Annotated in this window: 21 protein-coding genes; 11 read left to right on the top strand and 10 right to left on the bottom strand. The window is 68.2% G+C overall.

Features of this window, described 5'->3' with window-relative positions; genetic code table 11:
* The first annotated feature begins 19 nt into the window (after window positions 1–19).
* The 3 genes from ABID97_RS10145 to ABID97_RS10135 are packed head-to-tail and all read left to right on the top strand — an operon-like array spanning window position 20 to window position 2,035.
* On the top strand, window positions 20–1,066 hold the full coding sequence (locus tag ABID97_RS10145) for an SRPBCC family protein (protein ID WP_354398378.1): 1,047 nt from the start codon (window positions 20–22) through the stop codon (window positions 1,064–1,066).
* Entirely contained in the window at window positions 1,063–1,683 is a 621-nt protein-coding gene (locus tag ABID97_RS10140; protein WP_354398377.1) for a DUF4166 domain-containing protein, read from the top strand. Before ABID97_RS10145 ends, ABID97_RS10140 begins: the two co-directional genes overlap by 4 nt.
* 4 nt (window positions 1,684–1,687) lie before the next feature.
* The gene (locus ABID97_RS10135; protein WP_354398376.1) at window positions 1,688–2,035 is read left to right on the top strand and encodes a DOPA 4,5-dioxygenase family protein; all 348 of its coding nucleotides are present in this window, start codon (window positions 1,688–1,690) and stop codon (window positions 2,033–2,035) included.
* 26 nt (window positions 2,036–2,061) lie between these two features.
* On the opposite strand, the gene ABID97_RS10130 is transcribed toward ABID97_RS10135, so the two are convergent.
* Window positions 2,062–2,718: a glutathione S-transferase gene (locus ABID97_RS10130; RefSeq protein WP_354398375.1), complete on the bottom strand. Its 657-nt coding sequence runs from the start codon at window positions 2,716–2,718 to the stop codon at window positions 2,062–2,064.
* A 103-nt stretch (window positions 2,719–2,821) separates the two neighbouring features.
* Between ABID97_RS10130 and ABID97_RS10125 the strand changes: the two genes are divergently transcribed.
* The gene (locus tag ABID97_RS10125) at window positions 2,822–4,039 is read left to right on the top strand and encodes a polyhydroxyalkanoate depolymerase (protein ID WP_354398374.1); all 1,218 of its coding nucleotides are present in this window, start codon (window positions 2,822–2,824) and stop codon (window positions 4,037–4,039) included.
* A gap of 15 nt (window positions 4,040–4,054) precedes the next feature.
* Here the strand turns inward: ABID97_RS10125 and ABID97_RS10120 are convergent, their stop codons facing one another.
* The gene (locus tag ABID97_RS10120; protein WP_354398373.1) at window positions 4,055–5,014 is read right to left on the bottom strand and encodes a LysR family transcriptional regulator; all 960 of its coding nucleotides are present in this window, start codon (window positions 5,012–5,014) and stop codon (window positions 4,055–4,057) included.
* A gap of 84 nt (window positions 5,015–5,098) precedes the next feature.
* On the opposite strand from ABID97_RS10120, the gene add reads away from it, so the two are divergent.
* Complete coding sequence (add, locus tag ABID97_RS10115; RefSeq protein ID WP_354398372.1) at window positions 5,099–6,190, top strand: adenosine deaminase; 1,092 nt, start codon at window positions 5,099–5,101, stop codon at window positions 6,188–6,190.
* Window positions 6,191–6,198: 8 nt separating this feature from the next.
* The gene (locus ABID97_RS10110) at window positions 6,199–7,179 is read left to right on the top strand and encodes a Bug family tripartite tricarboxylate transporter substrate binding protein (RefSeq protein WP_354398371.1); all 981 of its coding nucleotides are present in this window, start codon (window positions 6,199–6,201) and stop codon (window positions 7,177–7,179) included.
* Between the two features lie 31 nt (window positions 7,180–7,210).
* On the opposite strand, the gene ABID97_RS10105 is transcribed toward ABID97_RS10110, so the two are convergent.
* Window positions 7,211–7,651, bottom strand: coding sequence for a CBS domain-containing protein (locus tag ABID97_RS10105; protein WP_354398370.1), 441 nt, complete (start codon window positions 7,649–7,651; stop codon window positions 7,211–7,213).
* 143 nt (window positions 7,652–7,794) lie between these two features.
* On the opposite strand from ABID97_RS10105, the gene ABID97_RS10100 reads away from it, so the two are divergent.
* Both ABID97_RS10100 and ABID97_RS10095 read left to right on the top strand, forming a co-directional pair.
* Entirely contained in the window at window positions 7,795–9,105 is a 1,311-nt protein-coding gene (locus ABID97_RS10100) for an O-acetylhomoserine aminocarboxypropyltransferase (RefSeq protein WP_354398369.1), read from the top strand.
* 238 nt (window positions 9,106–9,343) lie between these two features.
* On the top strand, window positions 9,344–10,156 hold the full coding sequence (locus ABID97_RS10095; protein ID WP_354398368.1) for an alpha/beta fold hydrolase: 813 nt from the start codon (window positions 9,344–9,346) through the stop codon (window positions 10,154–10,156).
* Window positions 10,157–10,168: 12 nt separating this feature from the next.
* Here ABID97_RS10095 and ABID97_RS10090 read toward each other — a convergent pair whose 3' ends face one another.
* Complete coding sequence (locus ABID97_RS10090) at window positions 10,169–11,161, bottom strand: Bug family tripartite tricarboxylate transporter substrate binding protein (RefSeq protein WP_354398367.1); 993 nt, start codon at window positions 11,159–11,161, stop codon at window positions 10,169–10,171.
* A gap of 24 nt (window positions 11,162–11,185) precedes the next feature.
* Window positions 11,186–12,604, bottom strand: a complete 1,419-nt coding sequence (locus ABID97_RS10085; protein ID WP_354398366.1) for a M20 family metallopeptidase — start codon at window positions 12,602–12,604, stop codon at window positions 11,186–11,188.
* Window positions 12,605–12,712: 108 nt separating this feature from the next.
* Here ABID97_RS10085 and ABID97_RS10080 point away from each other — a divergent pair, with 108 nt between their 5' ends.
* Window positions 12,713–13,657, top strand: a complete 945-nt coding sequence (locus ABID97_RS10080) for a LysR family transcriptional regulator (RefSeq protein WP_354398365.1) — start codon at window positions 12,713–12,715, stop codon at window positions 13,655–13,657.
* 17 nt (window positions 13,658–13,674) lie between these two features.
* On the opposite strand, the gene ABID97_RS10075 is transcribed toward ABID97_RS10080, so the two are convergent.
* Both ABID97_RS10075 and ABID97_RS10070 read right to left on the bottom strand, forming a co-directional pair.
* Complete coding sequence (locus ABID97_RS10075) at window positions 13,675–14,058, bottom strand: thioredoxin family protein (protein ID WP_354398364.1); 384 nt, start codon at window positions 14,056–14,058, stop codon at window positions 13,675–13,677.
* 199 nt (window positions 14,059–14,257) lie between these two features.
* Window positions 14,258–15,469 (bottom strand): YihY family inner membrane protein, encoded by a 1,212-nt coding sequence (locus ABID97_RS10070; RefSeq protein WP_354398363.1) that lies wholly within the window; start codon window positions 15,467–15,469, stop codon window positions 14,258–14,260.
* Between the two features lie 64 nt (window positions 15,470–15,533).
* Between ABID97_RS10070 and ABID97_RS10065 the strand changes: the two genes are divergently transcribed.
* Both ABID97_RS10065 and ABID97_RS10060 read left to right on the top strand, forming a co-directional pair.
* Window positions 15,534–15,941: a DUF2069 domain-containing protein gene (locus ABID97_RS10065; RefSeq protein ID WP_354398362.1), complete on the top strand. Its 408-nt coding sequence runs from the start codon at window positions 15,534–15,536 to the stop codon at window positions 15,939–15,941.
* Window positions 15,942–15,946: 5 nt separating this feature from the next.
* The gene (locus tag ABID97_RS10060; RefSeq protein WP_354398361.1) at window positions 15,947–17,374 is read left to right on the top strand and encodes an FAD-binding oxidoreductase; all 1,428 of its coding nucleotides are present in this window, start codon (window positions 15,947–15,949) and stop codon (window positions 17,372–17,374) included.
* Here ABID97_RS10060 and ABID97_RS10055 read toward each other — a convergent pair.
* Genes ABID97_RS10055 through nthA form a run of 3 tightly spaced genes read right to left on the bottom strand, consistent with a single transcriptional unit; the run spans window position 17,371 to window position 19,042 of the window.
* Window positions 17,371–17,745, bottom strand: coding sequence for a nitrile hydratase accessory protein (locus tag ABID97_RS10055; protein WP_354398360.1), 375 nt, complete (start codon window positions 17,743–17,745; stop codon window positions 17,371–17,373). The two genes, ABID97_RS10060 and ABID97_RS10055, sit on opposite strands and share 4 nt — an antisense overlap.
* Window positions 17,742–18,407, bottom strand: coding sequence for a nitrile hydratase subunit beta (nthB, locus tag ABID97_RS10050; RefSeq protein ID WP_354398359.1), 666 nt, complete (start codon window positions 18,405–18,407; stop codon window positions 17,742–17,744). The genes ABID97_RS10055 and nthB overlap by 4 nt, the downstream gene beginning before the upstream one ends.
* Window positions 18,404–19,042, bottom strand: coding sequence for a nitrile hydratase subunit alpha (gene nthA / locus ABID97_RS10045; protein ID WP_354398358.1), 639 nt, complete (start codon window positions 19,040–19,042; stop codon window positions 18,404–18,406). The genes nthB and nthA overlap by 4 nt, the downstream gene beginning before the upstream one ends.
* Window positions 19,043–19,077 lie beyond the last annotated feature (35 nt).

Genomic DNA, 19,077 nt, shown 5'->3' with positions numbered 1-19,077 from the left:
ACGAGGAGGAGAAAATTCCATGAGCACAGAACCGCCGGAAGCCGGCTCCCAGGAACTGGCCGCCCGCCCCGCCGGTGGCACACCGTTGCGCGACACACGCGTCCCCCACATGCCCTTTGCGTGGGTCTCGCCGCTGCTCGCCGGCGCAGCGGCAGCCCTGGTGCTGCGCATCGCCTTCGGCGGCCTGCCGGGCCAGCGCTACTCCGCAATGCTGGGTTCCTTCGTCTTCCTGGCGCCGGCGGTGTGCGGCGCGGTCACGGTGTACATGGCCGAGCGCATCAAGCGGCGCGGCTGGGGCTACTACGTTTGCGTGCCGTGGGTCTCGACCGCGCTGTTCGTCCTCGGCACGCTGCTGGTCTACATCGAGGGAATCATCTGCGCCATCGTCATCGTGCCCCTGTTCAGCGTCATGGGAAGCCTCGGCGGCCTTGCGATGGGCATCGTCTGCCGCATCACCCATTGGCCGAAGCCTGCGCTCTACGGCTTCGCAGTGCTGCCGCTGGTGCTGGGCGCCATAGAGCCGCACTGGCCCAACCCTGACCAGATCTCGCGCACCTCGCGCACGCTCTTCATTGCCGCGCCTGCCGAGCGCGTGTGGCATGAGCTCAACGATGCGCGCGACATCCGCCCGAGCGAAGTCGGTGATGCCTGGGCCTACCGCATCGGCGTTCCGATGCCGGTGGCGGGCGTGACCGAAGACACGCCTGAAGGCCGCGTGCGCAAGGTGCAATGGCAGAAGAACGTGCACTTCGAGGAGATCGTCACCGAGTGGCGGCCGCTGCAGCGCGTGAGCTGGCGCTACCGCTTTTCGCCCGACTCGTTTCCCGCCGGCGCGCTGGACGACCACGTGGTCATCGGCGGACACTATTTCGACCTGCGCGACTCGGCCTACACGCTCACGCCGCGCGAAGGCGGCACGGAACTCCGCATCGACGTTTCGTGGCGCGTGAGCACGCGCTTCAACTGGTATGCCGACCGCGTCGCGCAATTTCTGCTGGGCGACTTCTCCGAGCACATCCTGCGCTTCTACAAGGCGCGCAGCGAAAGCGCCGCGGCGGTCGCATGAAAGACCTGCGGCCCGTCTTCCAGCAGGTGCTCGGCCCTGCCTGGGACCAGCTGGGCGGCGTGATCCGCCGGCACTACACGATGGCCCCGTTCTCGAACGCCCATGTGTGCGTACGCGGCACGATGGACGAGGTGCATCACGCGCCTTGGGCGCGCGTGCTGATGCCGGTGGGGCGGCTGTTCGGCGCGCTCGTACCCTTCACCGGCGCGGGCGTTCCCATCGAGGTGCACTACCGCTGCAGCCCCGGCGACGCGGGCCTGTACTGGGACCGCATCTTCAGCTTCGAGGGCCGCGCACCGTTCCACTTTCGCTCGCACATGGCGCATGCGCCGGCGGGCGGCAGCGAGGTGATCGAGTACGTGCGCTTCGGCATCGGCATGCGCCTGGCCGTGAGCGCGGAAGACGGCGCCCTGGTGTTCCGCGATCTCGGCTACGTCTGGCGCATCGGCGGGCTGCACCTGCCGCTGCCGCTCGGCCTCTTGATGGGCACCGCCTATGTGGAGGAGCGGCCCGACCCGGAGGACGCCGATCGCTTCACCATGAAGATGGTGCTGCGCCACCGCTGGTTCGGCGACGTGTTCCGCTACAGCGGGCGCTTCCGGTTGGGTTCACAATGACCGCATGCCGCGCCGCCCCGAGAACCTCTATTCGCAATACCACGCCCACGTCTACTTCGGCCCCGCCACGCTGGCCGAGGCCAGGCAACTGTGCGAGCAGGCGGGCCGGGAACTGATGGTGGTGGTGGGCCGGGTGCACGAGCGGCTGGTCGGCCCGCACACGCACTGGAGCTGCCAGCTGGCTTTCGACGCGGCCGAGTTCGACCAGGTCATCGGATGGCTGGAGGCCCATCGCAACGGGCTGGACATCTTCGTGCACGGCGTCACGGGCGACGACTTTGCCGACCACACGGCGCATGCGATGTGGCTCGGCGAGGAACGCCCGCTCGACCTGCGCATGTTCCGGCACTAGCCAGCATTGCCGAAGCCCGCGCCGGCTCAGAACTCCGCATCGAGCTCGTCGATCTCCTCGGGCTCTTCCTTCGCGGCGGCCACCCACTCGCGCATGGCGGGCAGTTCCATCACGCGCTTGCAGTACGCCGTGCAGACGCTGTCGAGCGGCACGTCGTAGCTCAGAAAGCGCGTGACCACCGGCGCATACATCGCATCGGCCATGCCCGGCAGCTTGCCGAAGAGAAAAGGCCCGCCGTAGGTCTTGAGGCATTCGCGCCAGATGGCGACGACGCGGTCGATGTCGGCCTGCGCGCGCGACCATATCTTGAAGCCGGGAAACCGGGCCTTGATGTTCATCGGCAAGGCGCCGCGCATCGAGGCAAAGCCCGAATGCATTTCGCCGCAGATGGCGCGGCAGTGCGCGCGCGCCTGGATGTCCGCGGGCAGCAGCGCGCCCTTCGGCTTGATCTCGTTCAGGTATTCGCCGATGGCCAGCGTGTCCCACACCTTGACGCTGCCGTGCTGGAGCGAGGGCACCAGCATGGAGGAAGACAAGAGCAGCATCTCGGCCTTCATGGCCGGATCGTCGGGCGGGATGATCTTCTCGGCGAACTCGAGCCCGGCCAGCCTGCACATCAGCCAGCCCCGCAGCGCCCAGGCGCCGTAGTTCTTGCTGCTGATCGTGAGAACGGGTTTGGCCATCGTGGATCTCCTTGACGGGCTTGCTGGCTTGCTGCCGGTTGGCTCCCAAGGCCGTGCAAGGGCTGTGCCACCGCTTGGCCCGCAACTTGCCTGTACTACTTTCATGTTGTACCGGGCCTACCAGAACCAAGCCGACCTGCTCTCGCCCTCCCGGCTCGCAGCCCAGTACCTCGGCCAGGCCCTCTGGAAGGACGGCACCGACCGCACCATGATGAGGCGCATGGCCGCGCAGTTCGATGTGTTTTCGCGCATGCGGCTGACCCATTCGCGTCCCGACTACGCCATCGCCAGCGTGCCGGTCGACGGCGTGGAAACCGCGGTGCACGAGGAAAAGACGCTGGTCTCGCCCTTCGGCACGCTGCTGCATTTCCGCAAGGAGACGAAGGCCGTGCACCCGCCCGTGCTGCTGGTCGCACCACTGTCGGGCCATTTCGCGACGCTGCTGCGCGAAACCGTGCGCACGCTGCTGCGCGACCACGACGTGTACCTGACCGACTGGCACAACGCGCGCGACGTGCCGCTGTGGCATGGCGGCTTCAGCCTGGACGACTACACGCTGCAGCTGATCGGGTTTCTCGAAGCTGTCGGTCCCGGCGCGCACATGGTCGCGGTGTGCCAGCCCTGCGTGTCCGCGCTGGCCGCCACGGCGCTGATGGCCGAGGACGACAACCCCGCCACGCCGCGCAGCCTCACGCTCATGGCCGGTCCGGTCGATTGCCGCGTCAACCCGACGGGGGTCAATGAGCTCGCCAACAGCAAGCCCATCGAGTGGTTCCGCCGCAACCTCATCAGCCACGTGCCGTGGCCGCATGCCGGGATGATGCGGCGCGTTTACCCGGGCTTCCTTCAGCTGGCGGCCTTCCTGAGCATGAACCCCGAGCGCCACAAGAAGCAGTTCCAGGACATGGTCCGCCACCTGGTCGAGGGCGACATCGAGAAGGCCCGCACCATCGGCCTTTTCTACGACGAATACCTGGCGGTGAACGACCTGCCGGCGGAGTTCTATTTGGAGACCGTGGAACGCGTGTTCCAGACCTACGACCTGCCGCGCGGCGTGCTCACGGTCAAGGGCCGCACGGTAAACCCGGCAGCCATCCGCCGCACCGCCCTGCTCACGGTGGAAGGCGAGCGCGACGACATCTGCTCGGTCGGGCAGACGGTGGCGGCGCAAGACCTCTGCACCGGCATCCGGCCCTACCTCAAGGTTCATCACCTGCAGGCCGGCGTCGGGCACTATGGCGTTTTCAGCGGCAGCAAGTGGAACACGCAGATCTACCCGCGCCTGCGCGAGACCATCCACGCCGCGGCCGAGTTGCACTGAACCGGCCGTGCGGCTTCATCGCCGGCTGCGCCTTGCCTTGTTGGCGGCCACCCGCCGCGCCGGAGATTCGCCCGCTTGCGGAAGCCGCTCACGCAGGAACGCGATCAGCGCCTGTGCCGCCACGTTGCGCATCGGCCCCGGCAGGTAGGCGAGCACCACGCGCCGCTCGATGCGCGGCTTCAAAAGCGGCAGCACCACCAGGTCGGGGTCGCGCAACGACGAGGTGTAGAGCCGCGGCATCAGCCCCAGCGCCTGGCCGCTGCGCACCAGCGCATAGAGCGTTTCGGAATAGCTCACGCGATAGGGCTCGGCGCCCTGCTCGAATTGCGCGCGCGCCGGGTTGCCGAGCGCCGGCATGCTGCCGCTTTCGAACAGCACCAGCCGCTCCTTGCCGATGGCCTCCCAGCTGGCATCGCCGGCCGCGGCCAGCGCATGGCCGCGCCGCACCACCAGCACCAGCGGATCGCGGAACAGGTCGATGCAGGCCAGGCCGCCCGGCGGTTCGGTGATGGCCGCCACCGCCATGTCGAGCTGCCCGCTGCGCAGTTCGGCCAGCAACACCGTCGACGGCGCGTCGCGCCAGGCGATCTCGACCTCGCGCTTGCCGGCCTCGAGAAATTCGGCGGCCGCGGCGGTCACGCGCGCGCTGGCCGACGGGATCACGCCCACGCGCACGAAGGCCCGGCCGCGCTGCACGGTGCTCTCGATGTCGCGCAGCGCCACCTCGAAGGTGTTGACCAGGAAATCGGTGCGCGCGAGCACCTCGGCGCCCACCGGCGTCAGTTCCAGCCGGTGGGTGGAACGGGTCAGCAGTTCGGCCCCCAGCAGTTTTTCCACCTGCTTGATGGCATTGCTGAGCGCCGGCTGGGTGATGGCCAGGCGGCGCGCCGCGCGGCCGAAGTGCCCTTCTTCCACCAGCACCGAGAAGAACTGAAGCTGGCGCAGGGTGAGCGCCCGAAGCGGCAAGGAGGCCATGGCGTTCCCGTTATCAATCCAGTGAATCGAATTATAGAAATTCAAAATTTTGCTTATGGCACGCAGCTGCCTAGACTGGACGGCATGACTCGCCCCATCCTGCCGCCGCTCACGCTGGAATCGATGCTGCATGCCATGCCGAAAGTCGAGCTGCACTGCCACCTGTTCGGCACGGTGCGCCATGAGACCTTCAAGCAGCTCAACCACCGTGCCGGTTCGCCGCTCGCGGCCGAGGAGATCGAGGGCTTCTATACACGCGGAGAAAAACCGGTCGGCGTGCTGCGTGTGCTGCGCGCACTCGATGCACAGCTGGTGCGCGGCCCCGACGACCTCTATCGGCTGACGCGCGAATACCTCGAGGACGCGGCGGCCCACAACGTGCGCCATGCCGAGTTCTTCTGGAACCCGACCGGCACGGTGCACGGCTCGGGCATTTCGTATCCCATGGCGCAGGGCGCGATCGTCCGCGCCATCCAGGACGCGCAGCAGGCATTCGGCATCGCCGGCCGGCTCATCGCCGCGATCGACCGCGAGGCGAGCCCCGAAGCCGCCGTGGAAATGGTGGAGTGGGTCAAGGCCCACCGCTGCGACGAGGTGATCGGCATCGGCATCGACTACCGCGAGGTCGACCGGCCGCCCGAACTGTTTGCGAAGGCCTACGCCGAGGCACGCCGCGCGGGGCTCAAGGCCACGGCGCATGCGGGCGAGTTCGGCATGCCATGGACCAACGTGCGCACCGCGCTCGACGTGCTGCAGGTGAACCGCATCGACCACGGCTACACGGTGGTCGACCAGCCCGAGTTCGCGCGCCAGTGCGCCGAACGCGGCGTGATCTTCACCGTGGTGCCCACCAACTCGTACTACCTGCGCACGCTGCCCCCGGAGCGCTGGGCGCTCGACCACCCGATCCGCCGCATGCCCGCGCTGGGCCTCCGCATCCACCCCAACACCGACGACCCGACGCTGCACAAGGTCACGCCCACAGCGGCCTGGCTGATGATGGCGCGCGACTTCGGCTTCGGGCTGGACGACCTGCGCGGCTTCATGCACAACGGCCTGGACGGTGCGTGGATCGACGACACGCAGCGACGCGCGTGGCGCACGCAGTGGAGCCACGAATTCGACACGCTGCGCGCACGCCTTGCGCCAGAGCCGCTTCCCGCCAAACAGGAATGACCCACGCCATGAACCACTCCCGCCGCCTTCTACTTGCCGCGACCTTTTGTACGGCATTGCCCTCCGTGGCACTCGCGCAGGGCGCATGGCCCGGCGCCCGGCCGATCACGCTGATCGTTCCCTACACCGCCGGCGGCAGCGTGGACGTCAACGCCCGCCTCATCGCGACCCGGCTGGGAGAGCGGCTGAAGCAGTCGGTCGTCATCGAGAACGTGAGCGGTGCGGGCGGCGCCATCGGCGTGGCCAAGGCCGTGAACGCGGCGCCGGACGGCTACACGCTGGTGGTCGGGCCCGACAGCGCCATCGCCATCGGTCGGCTGGTCAACCCCTCGGCCTTCAAGTTCGATCCGCTGAAGGACCTGGCGCCGGTCGGCATGCTGAACACCGCGCCCATGGTGCTGGTGGCGCGCCCCGGCCTCGAGGCGCACAGCTACGCCGACTTCGTGAAGCTCGCCAAGGCCAAGCCCGGCGCCTACAACTACGCCACCTCGGGCGTGGGCACGGTGCTGCAATTGGCCATGGAGCTTTTGAAGCAGCGCAGCGGCATCTTCGTGACCCACGTGCCTTACCGGGGCGGAGCGCAGATTGCCACGGACGTGATCGGCAACCAGGTGGACCTGGCGATGCTGGTCAGCACCAGCGCCATTCCGCACGTGAACGGCAACCGCCTGAAGGCGCTGGGCGTCACCGGCGGCCAGCGCCTCGCCGCGCTGGCGAACGTGCCGACCTTCAACGAGATGCCCGGCCTCAAGGGCTACGACATGGTGAGCTGGACCGGCATCTTCGCCCCCGCCAGGACCCCGCCCGCGGTCGTCGCCAGGCTCAACCAGGAATTGAATGCCGTGCTTGCCGAGGAGCCGGTGCGCAGCAAGCTGACCGAACAAGGTGCCCTGCCCGGGAGCGGCACGCCGGAGCAATTCGGGCAGTTCGTACAGGCCGAATACGCGCGCAATCAGAAGATCGTGCAGTCGGCCAACATCAAGGAATGAAGAAACCGCCGAGCGCTGCCGCGCGGCCCGGCTATTGTTCTTCGGGCCAGTCGCGGATGTAGGCCTTGAGCATCTTGTTCTCGAAGTTCTGGCTGTCCACCACCGCCTTGGCCACGTCGTAGAAGCTGATCACGCCCATCAGCATGCGCTTGTCCATCACGGGCATGTAGCGCGCGTGGCGCTCCAGCATGATGCGGCGGATCTCGTCGAGGTCGGTTTCCAGGGTGCAGGTGACGGGTGCGTCGTCCATGGCCTTGCGCACCAGCGTGCCGCCCACCTGGCCGTCGTTGTCGACAATGGCCAGGATCACTTCCCGGAAGGTGAGCATGCCGACCAGGTCGCCGTGTTCCATGACCACCAGGGAGCCGATGTCCTTTTCCGCCATGGTCTTGACTGCTTCGGCCAGCGGGTCGTCAGGCGTGATGGTGAAGAGCGTGTTGCCCTTGACGCGAAGGATGTCGCTGACTTTCATCGTGTGCTCCTCTCGGGAATCGTTCTCGGCGGCGGTGCCGATTTGAATATAGCCCACAATCGGCGCCGACTCCCACGCCCATGTTGCGCGCGCATGATTAGCAGACGTAACGGGGCATTGCGAACGAACCCAGAAAGGTCTCCATGCCCGGCTATTCCGACCCCGGATTCGACACCCTGGCGCTGCACGCCGGCGCCGCACCCGACCCCGCCACCGGCGCGCGCGCGGTGCCTATCCATCTCACCACCTCTTTCGTCTTCGAGTCGAGCGACCACGCGGCTGCGCTCTTCAACCTCGAGCGCGCGGGCCACGTCTATTCGCGCATCAGCAACCCGACCAATGCGGTGCTCGAGCAGCGCGTGGCGGCACTCGAAGGCGGCATCGGCGCCATCGCCACCGCCAGCGGCCAGGCCGCGCTGCACCTGTCGGTCGCCACGCTCATGGGCGCCGGCTCCCACATCGTGGCGAGCACCGCGCTCTACGGCGGCTCGCAGAACCTGCTGCACTACACCATGCGGCGCTTCGGCATCGACACCACCTTCGTCAAGCCAGGCGACCTGGACGGCTGGAAGGCCGCGATCCGCCCCGAGACCAAGCTGCTGTTCGGCGAAACCGTGGGCAACCCGGGGCTCGACGTGCTCGACATTCCGGCGGTGAGCGACATTGCCCATGCCGCGGGCGTGCCGCTGCTGGTCGATTCCACCCTCACATCGCCCTACCTCATCAAGCCCTTCGACCACGGCGCGGACCTGGTCTACCACTCGGCCACCAAGTTCCTCTCGGGCCACGGCACGGTGATCGGGGGCGTGGTGGTGGATGGCGGCAGTTTCGACTGGGAAAAATCGGGCAAGTTCGCCGAGCTCACGCAGGCCTACGACGGCTTCCACAACATGGTCTTCAGCGAGGAAAGCACCGTGGGTGCGTTCCTGCTGCGCGCCCGGCGCGAAGGCCTGCGCGACTTCGGTGCATCGATGAGTCCGCACACCGCGTGGCTGATCCTGCAGGGCATCGAGACGCTGCCGCTTCGCATGGAGCGGCACATCGACAACACGCAGAAGGTGGTCGAGTTTCTCGCGACTCATCCGTTCGTGTCGCGCGTGGGGCATCCGCTCATCGAATCGCATCCGAGCCACGCGCTGGCGCAAAAGCTGTTGCGCCACGGCGCGCGCGGCGCCGGCGCGGTGTTCAGCTTCGACATCAAGGGCAGCCGCGCGCAGGGCAAGGCGTTCATCGAGGCGCTCAAGCTCTTCAGCCACCTGGCCAACGTGGGCGACTGCCGCAGCCTCGTGATCCACCCGGCCAGCACCACGCACTTCCGCATGACCGACGAGGCGTTGGCGGGCGCGGGCATTTCCCAAGGGACGATTCGTCTCTCGATTGGGCTCGAGGACCCGGCCGACCTGATCGACGACTTGAAGCGTGCGCTGAAGGCTGCTGAAAAGGCGGGAGCGTAGGAATGACAACTGGCTTTTTTGTTCGTCGTGTCCTGGGTCATTCAGGGCGCGCTCCCGCCGACGGGGTACCTTTCTCCGCGAATGTCCCCCGGCCTGCGGCCTCCTCCTTTATTTCGCTGCGCAAGGCACCCCGCCAGCGGGAGCGTTGGTCAGAGCACCTGTCGATCAGCCAGTACCACAGCCGCGGCCTGTGCACGCGCCCTGAACTGCAGCAACACAACGCACGGCGGAGCAAGACATGAACTACAAAGTCAACGGCCACACCACCTACTGCTACACCGGCGGCAAGACCTTCGACGCCGACAAGCCGACCGTGGTCTTCATCCACGGCGTGCTCAACGACCACAGCGTGTGGATTCTCCAGAGCCGCTGGTTCGCCAACCACGGCTGGAACGTGCTCGCGGTCGACCTGCCCGGCCACTGCAAGAGCGAAGGGACGCCGCCTGCGAGCGTGGAAGATGCGGCGCAGTTCGTCATCGCGCTGCTCGACGCGGCCGGCGTGCAGAAGGCTGCGCTCGTGGGCCACAGCTTCGGCTCGCTGATCGCACTCGAGGCCGCCTCGCGCGCACCCGGGCGGGTCACTCACCTGGCCCTGGTGGGCACGGCCTATCCGATGACCGTGTCGCCCGCGCTGCTCGATGGGGCGCTCAACGATCCGCAGCGTGCCATCACGATGGTCAACACCTTCTCGCATTCGCTGCTCGCGCCGCCGCCGTCGGCGCTGGGTCCGGGTACCTGGCTCTATGGCAGCTCGCGCGCACTCATGCGCCGCGTGCTCGCGAGCAATCGCGACGCCAATGTGTTCCACATCGGCTTCAAGGCCTGCAACGACTACGCCAATGGCGAAAAGGCCATCGAGGCCGTGCAGTGCCCCGTGCTCTTCCTGCTCGGCGATGCGGACCAGATGACGCCGCCGCGTGCCACCAAGGCGCTGGCCGGCAAGGCGAAGCAGGCCAAGGTGGTGACCGTGCATGCAGGCCACTCGCTGATGAACGAGGCGCCCGACGAAGTGCTGTTCGCGCTGCGCGACTTCGTCGGAACGCCTGCCTGAGCCTACCGCTGGCTATTCCGCCGCAATGCCGGCGCGATGCGCCAGCGCGCGGTAGCGCGAGATCTCGCCCTCCATCTGGCTGCGGAACGTCGCGCCGCCGATGGCGACCGGCTCCATGCCCTGTGCGCGCAGCTGAGATTGCAGGGCGGGGTTTCCCATCGTCGCCGTGACTGCGCGTGACAGCTTCTCGAGGACCGGTGCCGGCGTGCGCGCAGGCGCCGCAAAGCCGTACCAGGCATCGAAGGTGGCATCGGGGAGACCCTGCTCGGCGAGGGTGCGCACTTCGGGCAGCATGCTGGAGCGCGTCGCACCCACGATGCCCAGCGCGCGCAGCTTGCCCGAGCGCACGTGCGGCGCCACGGCCGCCACGGTGTCGATGCCGATTTCGATCTCGCCGCCGATCACCGCCATCGATCCCTGGCTGCTGCCCTTGTACGGAATGTCCTGCAGCTGGATGCCGGCGGCCAGCGCGAGCAACTCGCCCGCAAGGTGCGGTCCCGATCCCGCGCCGAAGGTCGCGTAGCGGATGCTCTTGGGCTTGGCCTTGGCGGCGGCGACGAGTTCGTGCAGCGAGCGCCACGGCGTTCCCGCACCCACCACCAGCACCAGCGGCGTGCGCGCCACGATGGCAATGGGCGCGAGATCGCGCACGGGGTCGTAGGGCAGCCGGGCGCGCAGCGCGGGGTTCACGCTGTAGCTGGTCGAGCCCGAGAGCAGCAGCGTGTAGCCGTCGGGCGCGGCCTTGGCGACCGCGTCGGTGCCGATGATGGTGGAGGCGCCGGGCTTGTTGTCGATGACCACGGGCTGGCCGAGCTTCTCCGAGAGGGCCTGCCCCATCGCCCGCGCGACGATGTCGGTGCCGCCGCCGGGCGGAAAGGGCACGACCAGTTTGACGGGCCTGTCGGGCCAGTTGCCTTGCGCGAGCACGGGCGCATGGAAGGCGACGAGTGCCGAAGCGCAAGCCAGCAGGCCGCCAAGGCGGTGGAAGAGAGCAGCAGTTTTCATGGGTTCGTCCGGGAAGAGAAGGGATCAGGCGGCGGCGTGCTGCGGTTTTCCAATGGTCCATGGCGCGAGTCCGGGCTCGCCCAAGTCCCAATAAAGGCCTGCCATGATCTGCAGGCCTTCGCGCGCCAGCGGCGCCAGCAGGTGTTCGTTGGGTGCGTGCTGCGCGCAGGCCGGGTACGAATGCGGCACCCACAGCGTGGGCAGGCCCAGCAGGTCGGCAAACACGTCGTTGGGCAGCGAGCCCGCGAGGTTGGGCAGCAGGTCGACGCGCTGGCCGCTGCTTTGCTCGATGGAGTGGCGGGCCCAGGCGACCCACGGGTTCTCCACGTCGAGCCGCGTGGCGGCGCCTTCGAGCGTGACCTGCACGTCCACGTGGCCGAAATCGTGCGCATCGAGGTGCTCACGCACGATCTTCGCCAGTTCGCGCCACGGCGTGCCGACCACGAAGCGCAGCTGGCAATGCGCCACTGCGTCGGACGGAATCGCATTCACCGGCCGCTGCGGCGATCCCGCGCCGAGTGCGAGCACCTCGATGGTGTTCCACGCCACCAGCCGCTCGGCCGGGCTCATGCCCGGCTCGCCCCAGCCTTCGTCGAGCGCGGGATCGTCGGCGCCGCCGCCGATCGCGATGTCGGCCAGCGCCTCGCGCACGCCTTGGGGAATGGACGCCGGCCGCAAGGCCTCGACCAGGATGCGCCCGCGCGCATCCACCAGCGAAGCCACCGCGTGGCTCAGCACCGTGCCCGGGTTCGCGAGCACGCCGCCCCAGTTGCCCGAGTGGTAGCCCCGCGACCGTGCGCGCATCCGCAGGCTGAAGTTGACGGCGCCGCGCGATCCGAGGAACAGCGTGGGCCGTGCGGCGCTCACGCGCGGTCCGTCGCTGGCGATGAACAGGTCGGCGCCGAGCTTGTCGCGCTGCTGCTCGCACACCGCGTGCAGGCCCGGCGACGCGGCCTCTTCGCCGGTCTCGATGAGCCAGGTGATGTTGTAGCCCAGGCGCCCGCCCCGCGCCTGCAGCGCCGCGGCCAGGCCACCGAGCGCGATGGTGTGCTGGCCCTTGTTGTCGGCCGTGCCGCGGCCGTACCAGCGGTCGCCGCGCTGTGTGAGTGTCCAGGGGCCGAGGCCCTCGTCCCACTGCGCGTCCTGTCCGCTCACCACGTCGCCGTGGCCATAACTCAACACGGTGGGCAACGCGGGGTCTTCGATGCGTCGCGCAATCAGGAACGGCCCGCCGCCGGCCACCGGGTTCTCGACGATGTCGCACGCGAAACCCATGGCGGAAAGCGGCGGCACCAGTTCGTCGCTCAGGTAGGCGCCGAGCGCGGGCGTCGCGGCGCCGGTGTCGCTCTCGGTGCGGAACGCGACGCGCCGCTGCAGGTCGGCAAAGAAGCCGCCATCGTCGAAATAGGCGGCGGCAGCGGCAAGGCTCTGGGTACGTGGCATGAAGGGTTTTCCTGTTCCAGCGGGTGCAGCAAGTAAAAGGCCTGGCGGGCAATGCTTCCAGCATCGTTTTTGCAAGCTACCATTGCCTCCAAGGCAAGGCTCGATTCCATGACACCCCCGCTCCTGAGCATTCCGATGCGCCATTTCCTCGAAGTGGCGCGCAGCGGCTCGGTCAGCCAGGCCGCGGCGCGGCTGTTCGTGGCCTCTTCGGCGGTCAGCCGTCAGATCGCGAAGCTGGAGGACAGCCTCGGCACGCCGCTGTTCGAGCGCCATGCCCGCGGCATGGCGCTCACCGCGGCCGGCGAGCGGCTCGCGGCGCACCTGCGCAATGCGCAGCTCGACATCGAGCAGGTCATCGAGCAGGTGCGCGACCTCGGCGGCCGCAGCGCCCACCGCATCCGCATGGCCTGCACCGAGGGCTTCGCCGCGCATTTCATGCCGCAGGTCATGCGCGGTTTCGAATCGGCGCATCCGGGCACGCAGCTCGAACTCCACGTGGGGTCGCCCGACGGCGTGAGCGCGCTGCTCGCACGCGGCGAGGCCGACATCGCCCTCAAGTACGTGGTGGCGCCCGAGCCCGGCCTCACGATCGAGCACTCCGCCAACGCACCGGTGTTCGCGGTGCTGCGCCCCGACCATCCGCTGGCGCGGCAACGCGTGGTGTCGGTGGCGGACGCGGTGCGCTATCCGCTGGCGGTGGGCGACAAGGGTGTGACGGCGCGGCAGCTGTTCGACCAGGCCTGCAGCCTGCAGGGCCTGCAGTACCGCGCCATCTTCGTCAGCAACTTCTCGTCGGTGCTGCTGCCCCTGTTGCGCACGCCGGACGTGATGCTGTCGGGCCACCTTACGGTGACGCACCTCATCGACGCGGGCACGGTGGTGGCACGCCCCTTTGCCGAGGCGCCGCTGCAGCAGCGGCAACTGCAGGTGCTGGCGCTCGAGGGCCGCACGCTCACGCCGCTCGCGCAAGCGTTCGTCCGGCACCTGGTGGCTGCCATCGTCAGCGGGGGACGGCGCAAGCTGGGCCGCGCGCGCTCCAGCGCGTCAACGTGAGGTCAGTGCGCGTGAGGTCAGAGCGCGAAGTCGGCCGGGCGCTTGTCGAGCACCGCGAGCAGCAGGTCGACGTCCAGGCTGGAAGCCTCTGGCGCCTGCAGCGCGCCGAGCATGCGCGAGAGCGTCTCGGCATGCGGCAGCAGCGGGCCCAGGAAGCGGGTGCCGTCGGCACCGGCGATCAGCAGCGTGGGAAAAGTCTCCACGTCGAAGGCATCGGCAATCTCGGCGTGGTCTTCGATGTCGACCCAGGCAAAGCGGAACTGCGGATGCGCACGTGCCACCTGCTCGAGGAGCGGCCGGTAGTCGCGGCAGGTCCCGCACCACTCGGCGCACAGGCATACCACCCACGGCGCATCGCGGGCCGGCTCGGCGGAATCGGGGGCGGCGGGAAGAGCGCTCAAGGCTGGTGCGGTGAAGGTGTGAATGCAAAGCCGCAGGGGTGCGGCGCGGAGGTCGTGGCCATTATGGACAAAGCGCCCCGGGCGGCCAGGAGACCCTCGCAATGAACACCACGACTGCCCCGGAATCTGCCGTCGATCCGCGCCGTTTCAAGAGCTTTGCGACGCTCCACTGGCTCGAACGGGTCGAGATCGGTTGCTATCAGATCAATAGCACATCGCCCAGCCGCAGGGAGTGCAGCGGGCCTTTCTGCCACAGGTCTTCGAGCGGCTCCGCGCGCGGCATCAGCAACTCCCTGAGCAGCGGCTCGATGGGCGTGGACGGGTCGGCCAGCAGCACGTAGCGCGGGTCCTCGTCGTCGGTTTCTTCGGCCAGCGGCGCGATCCAGTCGATGGCCACCAGGGTCTCGAGCACGGGCACCAGCTGCAGCGTGTCGACCCGCATCCGCGTGACCAGTTCGGCGGCGCCCATGCCCTTGGCCGGCGTGGCGCGCGCCCGGGCCAGGTGCTGCAGCACTTCCATGGCCAGTTGCAGCGGCCAGCCGGCACGCCCGCCGCGGCGTGCGACGCCGGTCAGGAGGCTCGGCAGGTAGGCCGCGATGACGGCGCCCAGCAGCACGATGACCCAGGCCACGTAGATCCAGATCAGCAGGATCGGCACCGTGGCGAACGCACCGTAGAGCACCGAATAGGTCGGCACCAGGCTCAGGTAGTAGCCCAGCACGCGCTTGGCGATCTCGATGGCCGCCGCCACGAAGATGCCGCCCGCCCAGGCGTGCGCCCAGCGCACGTTGGTATTTGGCACGTAGTGGTAGAGCGAGGCCATGCCGCCTGCGAGCAGCACGATCTCGAAGGTGTCGAAGAAGAGCTTGAGGATGCTGCCGCCCACCACGTCGCGCGAGGCGGCAAACACATACGAGGTGGTCGAGAGGCTCACGCCCAGGATCAGCGGGCCGAGCGTGATGGCCGCCCAGTAGATCAGCACGCGCTGCGCGAACGGCCGCGGTGAGCGCACGCGCCAGATGTTGTTGAGCGTCTTGTCGATGGTGAGGATCAGCGCAATGGCGGTGATCAGCAGCACCACCAGCCCCGCGATGCCCAGGCCGCCGGCCTTGCTGGAAAACTGGTTCAGGTAGCCCAGCACCTGGCGCGCGATATTGTCCGGAATCAGGCTTTCGATGAGCCAGCGCTGCAGCCCGCCTTGCAGCTTGGCGAACATCGGGAACACGGTGAAGAGCGCCAGCGCCACCGTGAAGAACGGCACCATGGCAATGGTGGTGGTGAAGGTGAGGCTGCTGGCCGTGAGCCCGAGCCGGTCTTCGCGGAAGCGCTCGCCCAGCACGGCCGCGGTGTCGCCCCACGGAAAGCGCGAAAGATCCCTCCACAGCTGCTGACGATTCATGGCCGGTATCATAAGAACCCGAACCCTCTCCCAGACTCCGCACGCTTCGTGCCGCCGGTTCCGCGGTGTTCCATCCATGCAAACCATCACGCCGCACGCCTCTTCTTCCGTCAGCGCCACCCGCTGGCTTGCCGTGGGCAGCCTCGTGGGCCTCATCGTGCTGGGCCTGGCGTGGGAGTTGTGGCTGGCGCCGCTTCGGCCCGGCGGCTCGCTGCTGGCGCTCAAGGTGCTGCCGCTCGTCATTCCGCTTGCGGGGCTCTACAAGAACCGCATGTACACCTACCGCTGGGTCAGCCTGATGATCTGGCTCTATTTCACCGAGGGCGTGGTGCGCGCCTGGAGCGACACCAACGGCGTGGGCCAGTTGCTCGCCCTGGCCGAGGTGCTGCTGTGCCTTGCGCTCTTCACCGCCTGCGCAATGCACGTCCGGCTGCGCCTGCGCAACGCCAAGGCGGCCCGCCAACTGGAGGCTTCGACCCAATGACGCCAATGACGACTTCTTCTCCCCTGATCGACCAGCTGCGCGCCATCGTGGGGGCGCAGCACGTGCTGAACGAAGGCGACCTCACGGCCTACGAACAGGACTGGCGCAAGCGCGCACGCGGCAAGTCGCTGGCGGTGGTGCGCCCTGCCAATACGCAACAGGTGGCCGACGTGGTCAAGGCCTGTGCCGCGGCCGGAACGGCCATCGTGCCGCAGGGCGGGAACACCGGCCTGGCCGTCGGCTCCATCCCGGACGACAGCGGCACGCAGGTGGTGCTGAGCCTGCAGCGGCTGAACGCCATCCGCACCGTCGATGCCGCCAACCTCACGATGACGGTAGAAGCCGGCTGCATCCTGCAGACGCTCCAGGAGACGGCAGAGAAGCAGGGCTACCTGTTTCCGCTCAGCCTGGCCGCAGAAGGCAGCTGCACCATCGGCGGCAACCTGGCGACCAACGCGGGCGGCACGCAGGTGGTCCGCTACGGCAACACGCGCGAGCTGTGCCTGGGCCTCGAAGTCGTCACGCCGCAGGGCGAGATCTGGGAAGGCACCAGCGGCCTTCGCAAGGACAACACCGGCTACGACCTGCGCGACCTGATGATCGGCAGCGAAGGCACGCTGGGCATCATCACCGCCGCGACGATGAAGCTCTACCCGCTGCCTGCCGCGCAACTCACGGCGTGGGCCGCGGTGCCCTCGCTCGACCATGCAGTCACGCTGCTGGGCTTGGCGCACAAGCACCTGGGCTCGGGACTCACGGGCTTCGAAGTGATGGGCAGGTTTGCCTTGAGCCTGGTCGACAAGCACATGCCGCAGCTGCGCGTGCCCTTCATCGGCGACGAGGCGGTGCCCTACTGCGTGCTGCTCGAGAACTCCGACAACGAATCGGAAGACCATGCGCGCGCACGCTTCGAGGCGCTGCTAGAAACCGCCTTCGAAGACGGCTGCGTGACCGATGCGGTGGTGGCCGAGAACCTCGCGCAGGCGCACCAGCTCTGGCACATCCGCGAGAGCATCCCGCTCGCGCAAGCCGAAGAGGGCTTGAACATCAAGCACGACATCTCGATTCCCGTCTCCAGCATCCCCGCCTTCGTGGCCGAAACCGATGCATTGCTGGCACGCGAGATCGCCGGCGTGCGGCTGGTGAACTTCGGCCACCTGGGCGACGGCAACCTGCACTACAACGTGCAGGCGCCCGAGAACATCGACACCAGGGCCTTCCTGAAGAACGAGGAAGAGCGCATCAACACGCTGGTGTACGACGCGGTCGAGAAGTTCGGCGGCTCGTTCTCGGCCGAGCATGGCGTGGGGTCGCTCAAGGTCGACAAGCTCGAGAAGCACAAGTCGCCGGTGGCGCTGGAGATGATGCGTGCGATCAAGCGCGGGCTCGATCCGAAGAACATCCTCAATCCCGGGCGGGTGATCCGCGTCTAGAAGGAAAAGTCCTCTCGGCGCAACTCGATCGGCTGGCCGTGCGGTGTGCGATCGGCCGCGTGGTCCCAGGCGTAGCGGTAGCGTGCGAGTTCGTCGCCCGAGCTCGCACCCTTGCGGGCCACGAGGCCTTCGAGCGCGGCGAGCCAATGCCGGTAGTAGGTGTCGCCTGCATCGGGATCTCCCGCGGCTTGCGCGGCGGCGATCTGCGCCGCAAGCGCCTCGGCCCACTCGACCCAGGTGAACAGGCCGCGCTCGTGCAGCGCGAGCGTCATCGCGAAGGCCTGCGCTTCCCACGGCTCGCGGAACACCGGGCCGTCGGCATCGCGGGGCATGCCGGGTGCAAGCGCCAGCGGTGGCAGGTCGGTCCTCATGCGGCGGGCTCCAGGTAGCTTTCCCACGCATCGACCGACACCGAGAGGTTCTGTCGCGGCGCCGCATCGCCCCAGAGCTCGGCTTCCTCGAAGACCACGGTGTAGAGCCATTGCGGCTGTTCGCCGAGGCCCTGTGCATTCGCGTCGGCGAACACATGCGCGCCGTGGACATGTTCGATGGTGCCGCGCCTGCCCTTCACATAGCCCGGCAACCGCGTGTGATGGTCGGCCTTGCCGATGTGCATCCGCACGGCCTGCCCCACGGCAAAGCGCGCGGGGCCCGGCGCGGCGCGCTCGGTGGGCGCGCCCCTGGCGAGCACCGCGGGCACGTTGCCGGCCTGCAGCACACGCGCGACCGGCGCGGCCGGATGGCGCATCTCGCCGGACGCGATCTCGTCGGGAAAAACCTGCCCGCGTTGCAGCATCAACTGCTCGAGCGCCGCGAGCCAGACCTGGTAGTAGCTCAGGTCGCGGTAGTTCGGCAGCGTCTCGCGCATGGCGCGGCTCGCATCGATGTTCCAGGAGCCGGTGGCGCCCATCGCCAGCGTGAGGGCCAGCGCGCGCGGCTCCCAGCTGGCGTGGAAGAGTTCGCCTTCGGGCTCGGGCGTGACCGGGCCGTAGCCCGCTTGGCCGCCGAGGTCGGCATGCGTGACGTAGCTCATGCGACGCTCCTCGCGGTCGGCGCGTCGGCAAGCCGCGTGCCGATCATCGAATCGCGCGAAACCAGGGTGGCGAGTTCGTCCTCGCTCCACGCCTCGGTGCCCGCGGGCCTCTGGGGAATCACGAGGTAGCGCACCTCGGCGGTCGAATCCCAGACGCGGATGCGCGTCGACTCGGGCAGCGCGGTGCCGAAATCGGCCAGCACACCGCGCGGATCCTTCACGGCGCGGGAACGGTACGGCGCGCTCTTGTACCAGGTGGGCGGCAGGCCGAGCACCGGCCAGGGGTAGCAGCTGCACAGGGTGCAGACGACCATGTGGTGCTGGTCATCGGTGTTTTCCACCGCCACCATGTGCTCGCCCTGGCGGCCGGTGTAGCCTAGCGAGGCGATGGCGGCCGTGGCATCGGCCATCAGCCAATCGTGGAAGGTCTGGTCGACCCAGGCCCGCGCCACCACCCTGGCCCCGTTGCGCGGGCCGATGCGGGTCTGGTAGGTGTCGATCAGCGCGTCGAGCGCGGCCGGATCGATGTAGCCTTTCTGCGTGAGCACGCTTTCCAGGGCGCGAACACGCAGGTCCATTTCGCCGAGTTCGCTGTGGTCGTCGGAGTGTTCGTGGGAGTGGTCATGGCCGGTCATCGGCCAATGCTAGCGCCGCCCCGTAAAATTCCCAA

Origin of the sequence: Variovorax sp. OAS795, assembly GCF_040546685.1 — a bacterium.
Taxonomy (GTDB): Bacteria; Pseudomonadota; Gammaproteobacteria; order Burkholderiales; family Burkholderiaceae_C; genus Variovorax.
This window is presented reverse-complemented; position numbering and strand designations above follow the sequence as displayed.